The 11,663-nt window shown below is 75.6% G+C and carries 13 protein-coding genes; 6 read left to right on the top strand and 7 right to left on the bottom strand.

Annotated features, from left to right (window positions below; all coding sequences use genetic code 11):
* Positions 1–140: 140 nt before the first annotated feature.
* From ACFT41_RS31050 to ACFT41_RS31040, 3 genes are all read right to left on the bottom strand, one after another.
* A complete protein-coding gene (locus tag ACFT41_RS31050) occupies positions 141–713 on the bottom strand; it encodes a DUF5709 domain-containing protein (RefSeq protein WP_377587745.1) in 573 nt (190 codons plus the stop codon).
* A 94-nt stretch (positions 714–807) separates the two neighbouring features.
* Positions 808–1,587 (bottom strand): ATP-binding protein, encoded by a 780-nt coding sequence (locus ACFT41_RS31045; protein WP_377587746.1) that lies wholly within the window; start codon positions 1,585–1,587, stop codon positions 808–810.
* Positions 1,587–2,585, bottom strand: a complete 999-nt coding sequence (locus ACFT41_RS31040; RefSeq protein ID WP_377587747.1) for an SDR family oxidoreductase — start codon at positions 2,583–2,585, stop codon at positions 1,587–1,589. Before ACFT41_RS31040 ends, ACFT41_RS31045 begins: the two co-directional genes overlap by 1 nt.
* 171 nt (positions 2,586–2,756) lie before the next feature.
* On the opposite strand from ACFT41_RS31040, the gene ACFT41_RS31035 reads away from it, so the two are divergent.
* Positions 2,757–3,959: a glycosyltransferase gene (locus tag ACFT41_RS31035; protein ID WP_377587748.1), complete on the top strand. Its 1,203-nt coding sequence runs from the start codon at positions 2,757–2,759 to the stop codon at positions 3,957–3,959.
* On the opposite strand, the gene ACFT41_RS31030 is transcribed toward ACFT41_RS31035, so the two are convergent.
* The 4 genes from ACFT41_RS31030 to aroA form a co-directional block, all read right to left on the bottom strand.
* Entirely contained in the window at positions 3,960–4,829 is an 870-nt protein-coding gene (locus ACFT41_RS31030; protein ID WP_377587776.1) for a hypothetical protein, read from the bottom strand. It abuts the gene before it with no gap.
* Positions 4,830–4,888: 59 nt separating this feature from the next.
* The gene (gene hisN / locus ACFT41_RS31025) at positions 4,889–5,707 is read right to left on the bottom strand and encodes a histidinol-phosphatase (RefSeq protein ID WP_377587749.1); all 819 of its coding nucleotides are present in this window, start codon (positions 5,705–5,707) and stop codon (positions 4,889–4,891) included.
* Between the two features lie 52 nt (positions 5,708–5,759).
* Complete coding sequence (gene rsgA, locus ACFT41_RS31020; RefSeq protein WP_377587777.1) at positions 5,760–6,698, bottom strand: ribosome small subunit-dependent GTPase A; 939 nt, start codon at positions 6,696–6,698, stop codon at positions 5,760–5,762.
* Positions 6,699–6,861: 163 nt separating this feature from the next.
* Complete coding sequence (gene aroA, locus ACFT41_RS31015; RefSeq protein WP_377587750.1) at positions 6,862–8,163, bottom strand: 3-phosphoshikimate 1-carboxyvinyltransferase; 1,302 nt, start codon at positions 8,161–8,163, stop codon at positions 6,862–6,864.
* Positions 8,164–8,266: 103 nt separating this feature from the next.
* Between aroA and ACFT41_RS31010 the strand changes: the two genes are divergently transcribed.
* From ACFT41_RS31010 to rsrA, 5 genes are all read left to right on the top strand, one after another.
* Positions 8,267–8,977: an SOS response-associated peptidase gene (locus ACFT41_RS31010; RefSeq protein ID WP_377587751.1), complete on the top strand. Its 711-nt coding sequence runs from the start codon at positions 8,267–8,269 to the stop codon at positions 8,975–8,977.
* A gap of 199 nt (positions 8,978–9,176) precedes the next feature.
* Complete coding sequence (locus ACFT41_RS31005) at positions 9,177–9,569, top strand: WhiB family transcriptional regulator (protein ID WP_377587752.1); 393 nt, start codon at positions 9,177–9,179, stop codon at positions 9,567–9,569.
* Positions 9,570–9,652: 83 nt separating this feature from the next.
* Positions 9,653–10,270 (top strand): alpha/beta family hydrolase, encoded by a 618-nt coding sequence (locus ACFT41_RS31000; RefSeq protein ID WP_377587753.1) that lies wholly within the window; start codon positions 9,653–9,655, stop codon positions 10,268–10,270.
* A gap of 224 nt (positions 10,271–10,494) precedes the next feature.
* The gene (locus ACFT41_RS30995) at positions 10,495–11,328 is read left to right on the top strand and encodes a sigma-70 family RNA polymerase sigma factor (RefSeq protein WP_377587754.1); all 834 of its coding nucleotides are present in this window, start codon (positions 10,495–10,497) and stop codon (positions 11,326–11,328) included.
* A gap of 1 nt (position 11,329) precedes the next feature.
* Positions 11,330–11,617: a mycothiol system anti-sigma-R factor gene (gene rsrA / locus ACFT41_RS30990; protein WP_377587755.1), complete on the top strand. Its 288-nt coding sequence runs from the start codon at positions 11,330–11,332 to the stop codon at positions 11,615–11,617.
* The last annotated feature ends 46 nt before the right edge of the window (positions 11,618–11,663 follow it).

The raw sequence follows: 11,663 nt of genomic DNA, 5'->3' as shown, positions 1-11,663 counted from the left end.
CCGGCCGAGCGCAACTGACCGGCCGGCCGAGCGCAACTGACCGGCCGGCCGAGCGCAACTGACCGGCCGGCCGAGCGCAACTGACCGGCCGGCCGAGCGCAACTGACCGGCCGGCCGGTCGAGCGCCGTGGACGGCCGGGTCAGTGCGCCCCGGGCGGCCGGGTCTCGTGGATCGCCAGCTCCTCCGCGCTCGCCCCGCCACCGGCGGACCCGGCGTCGTACGCGACGTCGTCGGTCTCCACGTCGCTGTGCGCCCCCTCGTCCGGTTCCACCAGCCGGCCCACCTCGGCGTCGGCGACGCTGCCGAGCTGGCCGTGGTCGTAGATGGAGACGGGGGAGTGCGGGTCCGAGGCGGGGCCCGGGTCGATCACGTCGGCGTCGAGCTGCGCCTGGGCGGCGGCCTCCTCGCTGTCCGCTTCGGCCGCGATGTCCGGATCGACCGGGCCGGCAAGCGGGTCGTCGGCGGGGCGCTCGAAGCTCTCCCGCTGGAGCTTGTAGTCCAGCGACTCGCCGTCGAGCTGCTCCTCGGCGGTGGTGCCGAACCGGTCCACCGCCACGGGCGTGCGGTCACCGGGCAGCTGGGCCGGCGCCGGGCCGTCCGCCTCGCGACCGGTCTCGACGTCGTCGTTGGCCGTCGAGTCGTCGTCGGCGGTGTCGGGCAGACCGTCGGCCTCCGGGTCGGAGACGGGGGTCGGGTACTCGTCGTCGCGCATGGCTGATCACTACCCACTGCATACCGCCCGTAACCGATCCGCCCGTCGGCGTCCCGGCCGCCACGTGGGGCCACTGGGGCTGAGGTGGCAGGAGTCAGCCGGGGTTGCCCGCGAGGTCCAACACGGCCCAGACGAGCTTGCCGTCGGGCAGTGTGGTGCTGCCCCAGCGGCGGGCCATCGTGTCGATCAGCAGCAGGCCCCGACCGCCGGCCAGGTGCGGCGGGGCCAGCCCGGAGTATCGCGGCTGCCGCCGGGACTGGTCGCGTACGCCGATGCGCAGCGTGCCGTCGCCGGGTGCCAGCCGGACGGTCATCGGGGTGTGCGCGTGCGCCACCACGTTGTTGACCATCTCGGTCACCGCGATGCAGCCCGCCTCGGCCAGCCCGCCGATCCCCCACCGGGCGCAGCCGTCGGTCACCAGCGCCCGGGCCTGCCGGGCCGCGCCGACGACCGGCGGCAGTGCGGTGGTGGTCGCCGCGGCCATCGGGGACCGGGCCAGCGCCGCCGTCGCCTCCGCCAGGGTCGAGCAGACCGGCAGCCCCGGGCCGGCCGACGCCCCGGTCGGGTCGACGACCAGCAGCCCCGCCGCCGGCCAGTCGGCGATCTCGCGACGCACCTCGGCGAACAGCCCACGGGCGGGGGCGGCCAGGCGCAGCCGGGACAGGTCGACCACCACCGGGCCGGGGCGGACGCAGAGCCGGACGAGCAGCGCGTCCCGCACGGCGGCCGTGCCGGCGGCGTCGAGCGCCCCGGTCAGCCGGAGCACCCCGGACGACTCGTCCGTCTCCACCACGCAGCGCACGTCGGTCGGCATGATCGCCCCATTGTGCGTGGTGGTGACGAACCGCGCATCCTGCCGGTCGGGGGAGTTCATCAGCGTGCCGTCCGGGACCGTCTGGCCCGGGCCGCCATCGTCCCGACCGCCGTGCCGGCCGCGGCGAGCCCGAAGGCGGTGGTCATCCGGACCAGTTGCCGCCGCCGGCCGTGCCACCCGCCGTCCCGCCGTCCGGCCGCGTCGGCGGCGAAGACGTTGCCGGTGCTGTCCGGCCGCCCGGCGGGCCCGAACTGGGTGCGGTGGACATACCAGCCGAGGGCCCGTTCGGCCAGGGCGGGGGCGAGCCGCCACTGCGCGCCGAGCAGCCGGGCGGCGCCACCGGCGTACACCTCGCGGCGCGGCCGGCGAAGCACCCGGACGATGGTCTCGGCGACCAGCTCCGGCGGGTACACCGGCGGGGGCGGCACCAGCTCCCGGCCGGTGTGGTTGGCAGCGTGCCGGAAGAACGGGGTGTCGATGGTCGCCGGCAGCACCGTGCACACGGAGACGCTTCCCCGCCCGGTGAGCCGCAGCTCCTGCCGCACCGTGTCCGCCAGCCCCCGGATGCCGTGCTTGGTGGCGTTGTAGGCCGACTGGTAGGGCATCGCCACCTCGGCCAGCACGGAGGCGTTGTTGACCAGCACCCCGCCGCCGGCCGCCGCCAGGTACGGCAGGGCCGCCCGCATGCCGTGCACGGCGCCGAGCAGGTTCACCTCCAGCACCCGGCGGAACTCCCGCACCGGTATCTCGTCGAACAGCCCGACTGCGCTCACCGCCGCGTTGTTGATCCAGGCGTCGATCCGGCCGAACTCCTCCGCGGTGCGGGCGGCGAGGATCTCCACGGCCACCGGGTCCGTGACGTCCGTGGGTACGGCGAGCGCCCGGCCGCCCAGCTCCCGGCACCGTGCCGCCACCCGCTCCAGGGCCTCCTCGCTGCGGGCCGCCAGCACCACGGCCGCGCCCCGCCGGGCGAGGGCGTACGCCGTGGCGGTGCCGATGCCGCTGGAGGCGCCGGTGAGCACGATGGCGGCATCGTCGAGGGTGCGGGTCAGAGGCATTCCTGGCCCGTACCCCGGTGGGCCCCGCTCATGCCGACGGCCCGGATCGGATCGGCGGCCGGCGGCCCGCCGCGGCGGGGGAGTTGGCAGGTTTCGGCTCCGGGCGGCCCGGTTAATGGGACCCTCTGACCGGGAGGACCACCAGCTCAACGAACCGCATGGAGGTGACCCATGCGCGTCGGCCTAGTGTGCGCGCACTCCGGCCCGTCGCGGCCCGTCGACGGCCCGGCCGTCGGCACGCGCGAGCACATCGCGCGGGTCGCCGCCGAGCTGGCCGGGCGCGGCCACGACGTGCACGTCTACGAGCGCCGGGACGATCCCGCGCTGCCCGCGACGGCGGAGGTCGACGGCTACCGGGTGGAGCGGGTGCCGGTCGGCCCGGCCGCCCCGATGCCCACCGCCGAGCTGGTCGGGCACGTGTCCGAGTTCGGCCGGTGGCTGGCCGACCGGTGGGCCGGCGAGTGGTCCCCGGAGGTGGTGCACGGGCACTACTGGGTCGGCGGGCTGGTCGCCGCGCACGCGGTGCGCGAGACCGACATCCCCGTCGTGCAGACCTTCCACTCGCTCGGCGTGGAGCAGCTGCGCCACCTCGGCCCCGGCTACGACGGCCCGGGCACCCGCATCCCGCTGGAGCGGGCCCTGACCCGGGCGGTGGACATCGCGGTCGCCCAGTGCAACGACGAGGTCGACGAGCTGACCCGGATGGGGCTGCAACGCAGCTCGGTGGTGATGGTTTCGACCGGGGTGGACACCGACCAGTTCCGCCCGGACGGGGAGGCGGCCCCGCGCGACCAGCGCTCGCGCATCCTCTCCGTCGGGGGCCTGACGCCCGGGCACGGGCACGACGACCTGATCCGGGCGATGCGGCTGGTCGGCGACGCCGAGCTGGTGATCGCCGGCGGCCCGCCGGCCGACCAGCTCGCCAACCACGCCGAGGCGTGCCGCCTGCGCGACCTGGCCGAGCGCACCGGGGTCGCCGAGCAGGTGAAGCTGGTCGGCGCGGTGCCGCACGACCAGATGGCCACCTGGTACCGCTCGGCCGACGTGGTGGCCTGCACCCCGCATTACTCCTCCGCCGGCCGGGTCTCGCTGGAGGCGATGGCCTGCGGCGTGCCGGTCGTCGGGTACGCGATGGGCGGCATCGCCGACGCCGTCGTCGACGAGGTCACCGGGAAGCTGGTGCCGCCGGGCGACGTGCGGGCCCTCGGGATGGCCCTGCGCCGGCTGCTCGCCGACAACGCCGGCCGGTTCGCGTACGGGCACGCCGCCGTGGACCGGGTCCGGTGCAGCTACACGTGGGAACGCACGGCCGGCGCGCTGGAGCGGCTCTACGAGCGGGTGGTCCTGCGCCGCAAACCCGTCGAGGCGGCCTGATCAGCGGCGGGGGCGGGCCGCCGGAACGCAGGCGGGGAGCATCCCCCGGGCGCGTTCCCGGGCCACCTCGTGGTGGTGCTGCGGCTCGGCGTACCGCGTCAACCCGATCACCGCCGCCAGCGTGGCCAGGAAGCCGAGGGCGGCCAGCCACTCCCGGCCCGGCCAGATCCTGTCGTTGAGCAGCAGCAGCCCGACGATCGCCGCCGGCACCGCCCCGGCCGCGTCCATCGCGGCGACCGCCGCCGTGGTCGAGCCGCGCTGCATGGCCAGGCCGAGCAGCAGCTGCCCGACCAGCGAGTGGGCCACCAGCAGGTAGAGCAGCGGATCCCGGACGAACCCCTCCACGCTCGTCACGGCGGCCAGCGGGCGGGCGGCCACCGCCGCGGCGGAGAAGGCCAGCCCGGCCAGCGAGCCGAGCGCCACCGAGCCGGGCGCGCCGTGCAGCCGTACCGCGAAGAAACCGACCACGGCGATCACCGCGAGCGCCGCCGCCAGCGCGACCAGGCCGGCGGGCCCGAGCGGCCGGGACTGCGCCGGCTGCGCGGACAGCACCAGGCCGGTGACCCCGGCGAAGAGCAGCACCAGCAGCGCGACCTCGGCGGTGGGCAGCCGCCACTTGAGCACCAGCACGCCGAGGATCGCGGTCACCCCGAGCCCCGCCGCCACGCTGGCCTGGACCAGGAACAGCGGCAGGTCCCGGCGGGCCAGGAAGGCCAGCACGAAGCCGCCGACCTGACAGGCCAGCCCCACGAGGTACGTGCGATGGCCGGCCAGCCGCAGCAGCAGCCCCGGGTCGAAGGTGTGGTGCACGGTGGTCCGCGCCGCGGCGACGGACTGGAGCAGGTTGGCGAAGCCGTACGCGACGATCATCGCCGCCAGGAAGCACCAACCGGAGGACACCACCTGGCGAGGATAGAGGCTGGCGGCGCTCAGCGCTCGGCCGGCCGACCCAGCCTCGTGAGGATGTCGGCGTGCAGCGGGCCGTTGCTGGCCACGGCGCTGCTCTCCACCGTGGCGTCGCCGCCGGGGGCGGGCCGGCCGGCCAGGTCGGTGAACGTCCCGCCCGCCTCGGTCACGATCGGCACCAGCGCGGCGACGTCCCACAGCGACAGCTCCGGCTCGACCATCACCTCCAGCGCCCCCTCGGCCAGCAGCATGTAGCCGTAGAAGTCGCCGTAGGCCCGGCTGCGCCAGGTGTCCCGCATGAGCTGGAGGATCGGCTCCAACAGCCCGGCGGACTCCCACCCCGACAGCGACGAGTAGCAGAAGCTGGCGTCGGCGAGGCGACCCACGGCCGACACCCGGACCGGGGTGCCGTGCGCGGCGTCCGGGCCGGCGTACGCGCCCGCGCCGAGCGCGCCCCACCAGCGGCGGCCCAGCGCCGGCGCGGAGACCAGCCCGAGCACCGGCCGGTCGCCCTCCAGCAGGGCGATGAGGGTGGCCCAGACCGGCACCCCCCGGACGAAGTTCTTGGTGCCGTCGATCGGGTCGACCACCCAGCGCCGCCCGCCCGGGGTGGCCAGGGGCTGCCCGCCGTACTCCTCGCCGAGCAGGCCGTCGCCGGGGCGTCGCTGCGCCAGCAGGGCCCGGATCTCCCGCTCGACGGCCGTGTCCGCGTCGGACACCGGGGTCAGGTCCGGCTTCGCCTCGACGCGCAGGTCGAGGGCCCGGAACCGGGCCGTGGAGATGGCGTCCGCGGCGTCGGCGAGCAGGTGGGCGAGGGCGAGGTCGTCGGCGTACCCGGTCATGCCGCAAACGGTAGCGGCGGCCGGGTCACGCGCCTTCCAGCGGGTCGGGCGGTCACGACCCCTCCAGCGGGTCGCCCGGGTTGCGCTGGTCGGGCTCCCGCGCGTCACCCTCCCCGGACCGGGAGGCCAGCAACCGGCGGTACGAGGCCAGCCGGCGCTCGTCGGCCTTGCCGGCGGCCACCCAGGCGTCCAGCGCGCAGTCCGCCTCCTCGGCGGTGTGCTGGCAGTTCGCCGGGCAGTCGACCGTCCCCTCCACCAGGTCGGGGAAGCCGTGCAGCAGGCTGTCCGCCGAGACGTGGGCCAGCCCGAAGCTGCGCACCCCCGGGGTGTCGACGATCCACCCCGGGTCGGTGTCGGCGCCGGGGCGGGGCGGCAGCCGCAGCACCACCGCGCTGGTCGAGGTGTGCCGGCCCCGGCCGATCGCGCTGACCACCCCGACCGCCCGGTCGGCGTCCGGGACGAGGCGGTTCACCAGCGTCGACTTGCCCACCCCGGAGTGGCCCACCAGGACCGACACCCGGCCGGCGAGCAGGTCACGCAGCGCGTCGAGGTCGGCGTCGGGCCGCAGCAGCACGTACGGCAGCTCCAGCTCGGCGTAGTAGCCGAGCACCTGCTCCGGGCCGGCCAGGTCGGCCTTGGTGAGGCAGAGCAGCGGCTCGATGTCCGCGTCGTACGCGGCGACCAGGCACCGGTCGATGAACCCGGTGCGCGGCGGCGGGTCGGCCAGCGCGCTGACGATGACGAGCTGGTCGGCGTTGGCCACCACGACCCGCTCCAGCCGCCCCTCGGCGGTGTTCTCGTCGTCGTCGGCGGTGCGCCGCAGCACGGAGCTGCGCTCGGCGATCCGGACGATGCGGGCCAGCGCGCCGGCCGCCCCGGAGGTGTCGCCGACCAGGCCCACCCGGTCGCCCACCACCACCGACTTGCGGCCCAGCTCCCGGGCCCGCATGGCGGTCACCAGCGGGACGTCGGGGCCGGCCCCGGGCAGCACACACGTGTAGCGGCCCCGGTCCACGGCGATGACGAAGCCGTCGACGGCGTCGGCGTGCCGGGGCCTCGTGCGGGTGCGGGGGCGCGAGGACTTCCCGGGCCGGACCCGTACGTCGTCCTCGTCGTACTCCCGCCGCTTGGTCGCCAGGACGCCCTCCGTCGTGTCAGCTCTTTCCGGTCGCCATCGCCGACCATAGTCCCGGAAACTCCGGCATGGTCTTCGAGGTGCACGACACGTCGTCGAGCTCGATGCCGGGGACCGCCAGGCCGGTCACCGCGGCGGCGTGCGCCATCCGGTGGTCGTGGTAGGTGCGGAACGCCCCCCCGCGCAGCCGCCGGGGCCGGATCTCCAGCCCGTCCGCCGACTCGGTGAGGTCGGCGCCGAGGCCGGTGAACTCGCGGGCGAGCGCGGCGATCCGGTCGGTCTCGTGCCCCCGGATGTGTGCCACGCCGGTGAACCGGGACGGCGAGTCGGCGAGCACGGCGAGCGCGGTCAGCGCCGGGGTCAGCTCGCTGACGTCGGAAAGGTCGGCGTCGATGCCGTGCACCACGCCGGTGCCGCGCACGGTCAGCCCGTCGGTGGTGAGGGCCACCTCGCCGCCCATGCGTTGCAGCAGCGTGCGGAGCTGCTCGACGGGCTGGGCGCTGTTGTGCGGCCAGCCCCGCAACGTCACCTCGCCGCCGGTGACCAGCGCCGCGGCGAAGAACGGCACCGCGCCCGACAGGTCGGGCTCGATCTCCCAGCCCCGCCCGGTCAGCGGCCCCGGCTCGACGACCCAGACGTCGGGGGTGCTGTCGTCGACGGCCGCCCCGGCGGCCCGCAGCATCTGCACGGTCATCCGCAGGTGCGGCGCGGACGGGACCGGCGGGCCGACGTGCCGGACCACCGCGCCCCGGTCGAAGCGCGGCGCGGCCAGCAGCAGGCCGGAGACGAGCTGGCTGGAGGCGGAGGCGTCGATCACCACCTCGCCGCCGGTGACGCTCCCGGTGCCGAACACGGTCAGCGGCAGGCTGCCGGTGGCCGGGGACTCGACCCGCACCCCGAGGGAGCGCAGCGCGCCGATCAGCGGGCCCAGCGGGCGGGTGCGGGCCTGCGGGTCGCCGTCGAAGGTGATCCGCCCCTCGGCGAGACCGGCGACCGGGGGGACGAACCGCATGATGGTGCCGGCGAGGCCGACGTCGACGTGCGCCGGGCCGGCCAGCGGGTGGGGCCGGACCAGCCAGCGGTCGTCGTCCGCGATCGACATGTGGGCGCCGAGGGCCCGCAGGCCGCCGGCCATCAGCTCGGTGTCGCGGGCGCGCAGCGGCCCGGCGAGGGTGGAGGGGCCGCCGGCCAGTGCGCTGAGCACGAGTGCGCGGGCGGTCATCGACTTGGAGCCGGGCAGCCGCAGCCTGGCAACCACCGGGTCGGACGCGGTCGGAGCGGTCCACGGCCGGAGCGGCCGGGTCGCGGTCGTGTTCCCCACGGTCACATTCTGCCGTGCCGTGTCCGCCGCCGGGCGGGCCGCCCGGGCGCGCTCCCGGTGGGCGGGACAGCCGAACGCGGCCCGGGGCGTTAGCGTGTGCCCCATGTGCGGGAGGTACGCCACGACCCGGAGCGCGGTCGACCTGAGTGCGGTGTTCGAGTCGTCCGACGAGACGCAGGGCCGGGTCCGGTCGAGCCACAACGTCGCCCCGACCACGACCGTGCCGCTGGTGCGGCTCACGCCGGAGGGGCACCGCGCCCTGTCCGCCGGCCGTTGGGGGTTCCTCCCGCCCTGGTCGAAGTCGCCCGCCGCCGGGGCCCGCATGATCAACGCGCGGGCGGAGACGGTGGACACCAGCCGGGCGTACGCGCCCGCGTTCGCCCGTCGACGCTGCCTCGTCCCCGCCGACGGCTGGTACGAGTGGGTCCGGCTACCCGAGGGCGGGCGGCAGCCCTACTTCATGACCCCGGCCGACTCGTCGGTGCTCGCCCTGGCGGGCATCTGGTCGGTCTGGGAGGGGCCCGCCGGGGCGGTGCTGACCTTCAGCGTGCTGACCACCGCGGCGGTGGGCGAGCTGGCGCGGGTGCACGAGCGGATGCCCCTGCTGCTGCCCCGCGAGCGGTGGGCGTCCTGGCTGGGCCCGACCGACGAGCCGGCCGCCGCCCTGCTGGCCCCGCCCGATCCGGGGTGGCTCGACGGGCTGGAGATCCGGCCGGTCGGGTCGGCGGTCGGCAACGTCCGCAACGACGGGCCGCAGTTGATCGCTCGGGTGCCCGCGCAGGCCGACCCGACCGACGAGGTGACGCTTTTCTGACAGTTGCCGGGGGCATTGTCGCGTGCTGATTTGCCAGAGTTGCGGGCGAATCGTCGCCTGAGCTTTTAGTCATCTTTACGGAAGGCTCTTGTCCCGGTGTCTGAAAGTGCGATACAACACAGCGCCGGTAGTGGGTGACGATTCGCACGGTGCGAACGGCACTCATCGATCTTTCCGGTCCCACGGGGGAGGTGGGTGGATGACACGGGCGCGTATGCCCCGCCCGCACGAGGTTGCTGCCGCACGACGGGATCCGCGCCTGTTGCGGGCGTTGCGTGAACGGCGGCAGGACGAAGCCTGGCGCACCAGAGGCACCTGCCAGAGCGTGGACCCGGAGACGTTCTTTCCGGCGCCCAACGAGCCGGCCGACGCGGCCGTCGCGCTCTGCCGCAGCTGCGACGTGCAGGGATCGTGCCTGGCCTGGGCGCTGGAGGTCGGTGACTGCCACGGCGTATGGGGCGGCACCACCCCGCGCGAGCGCCGGGCCATGCTGGTCGCCTGGCGCAGCGAGGTCGACCCGGACCCGGACGCGGCCGACGAGGCCGGCCCGCCGGTGCGGGATCGGCTGCTCACCCTGGTCCCACTGAGCTGACCACCCCGGCCGGACCGCCGCCGGTAGGGGCGGTCCGGCCGGGGCGGGACGACCTCGGCGGCGGCAACCCGCAGAATGAGCCCGTGCGAGACGCGGACGAGATCGGGACGCCACGCGGGCCGGCCCGGGTCGACACCGACCTGCCCGCCGGCCCGGCGAGGGCCCTGCTGGTGCTCGGGCACGGCGCGGGCGGTGACGTCGACGCGCCGGACCTCAGCGCGCTGCGGGACGCGGCGACCGCCGCCGGGCTGGCGGTGTGCCGGGTCACCCAGCCCTACCGGGTGGCGGGCCGGCGCGCGCCGGCCCCCGCCGGGCACCTCGACGAGGCGTGGACGGCCGTTCTGGCCGTGCTGCGCCGGAGGCATCGCGCCGTGCCCGCGCTCGTGGTCGGCGGCCGGTCCAGTGGTGCCCGGGTGGCCTGCCGTACCGCCGTCGCCGTCGGTGCCGACGCGGTGGTGGCCCTGGCGTTCCCGCTGCATCCGCCCGGCCGGCCGGAGCGTTCCCGGGCGGCGGAGCTGGCCACCGGGCTGCCGACGCTGGTGGTCAACGGCGACCGCGACCCCTTCGGCGTGCCCGGGGCCGCCCCTGCGGTGCGGGTGGTGGTCCGGCCCGGCGAGCGGCACGACCTGGCCGGCGATCCGGCCGGGACGGCCGCGGCGGTGGTCGACTGGTTGCGTGGCCGGGGCTGGGCGTCGCCCTGACCGCCCCCGGGCCGTGACCGGTGGCCGTACGCCTCGTTGTCTCCGATGGTGTCGGATGCCCGGTCCGGGCGTCCGGCACCGTCCCTCCCAGGCCCTTCCTGGTCCCAGCGCCGACACCCGTCGGGGGCCGGGACCAGGAACGGGGCCGGCGGGCCGGAATGCCGGGGCCTGCGCCCCGCGTTACCCCCCACGGACGAGACTTCTGCTTCAGGGGGGTGTGACCGGTGCCGACCGAGACACGGAGCCGGGAACGGGACGAACGGGAGGCGCAGCAGCTCAGGCGGCTGCTGGGTGGACCGGAGTGGCCCGTGGTGGCGGGGCCGGTCGGGCCGGAATGGCCTGTGGTGGTGAGGACCAGCACACCGGCCGAAAGCGAAACTGCGGGCAGCGCCCGGCGCGTATCCTCGGCGGGAAAGCATCCGACGCGAGGGGATGTGCGGTTGACCACCGAGAAGACGGACGAGCGCAGGGCCCGCTTCGAGCGGGACGCGATGCCCTTCGTCGACCAGCTCTACGCTGCCGGGCTGCGAATGACACGCAACCCGGCGGATGCCGAGGACCTGGTCCAGGAGACGTACCTGAAGGCGTACGCGGCCTTCCACCAGTTCGAGCAGGGCACGAACCTGAAGGCCTGGCTGTACCGGATCCTGACGAACACCTACATCAACTCCTACCGCAAGCGGCAGCGCCAGCCCATCCAGGCGCCGACCGAGGAGATCACCGACTGGCAGCTCGCCGAGGCCGAGTCGCACACCTCCAGCGGGCTGCGGTCGGCCGAGACCGAGGCGCTGGACCGGCTGCCCGACAGCGACGTCAAGGAGGCCCTCCAGCAGCTGCCGGAGGAGTTCCGCCTGGCCGTCTACCTCACCGACGTCGAGGGCTTCTCCTACAAGGAGGTGGCCGACATCATGGGCACGCCCATCGGCACGGTGATGTCGCGGTTGCACCGGGGCCGTCGTAATCTGCGCAAGCTGCTCGAGGGCTACGCCGCCGAGCGCGGTTTCAGCGCTGCGCGGTCCCCGAAGGGCTCGACCGCCGCCGCCGGCCGGGAGGTGTGACATGAGCTGTGGGAAGCCGCACGAGACGGACTGCCGTGAGGTGCTCGCCGAGGTCTACCTCTACCTCGACCTGGAGTGCGCCGAGGAGCGCCGCACGCTGATCCGGCACCACCTCGACGAGTGCGGGCCGTGCCTGCGCGAGTACGGCCTGGAACAGGAGGTGAAGGCGCTGGTCGCCCGCTGCTGCGGCAACGAGACCGCACCCGAGCAGCTGCGCGAGCGGCTGCGGGTCCGCCTCACCGAGCTGGTGGTCTTCGAGACGAGCGAGTCCCGCGAGCTGGCCGACTGACGGCCGGTGGACTTCGCCGGTGGCCCGAGTCGATCCGACCCGGGCC

The sequence above is a fragment of the Micromonospora sp. NPDC057141 genome (assembly GCF_042670805.1).
Classification (GTDB): domain Bacteria; phylum Actinomycetota; class Actinomycetes; order Mycobacteriales; family Micromonosporaceae; genus Micromonospora.
Note: the sequence above shows the minus strand (reverse complement) of the source record. Positions and strands in the feature narration are given on the sequence as shown.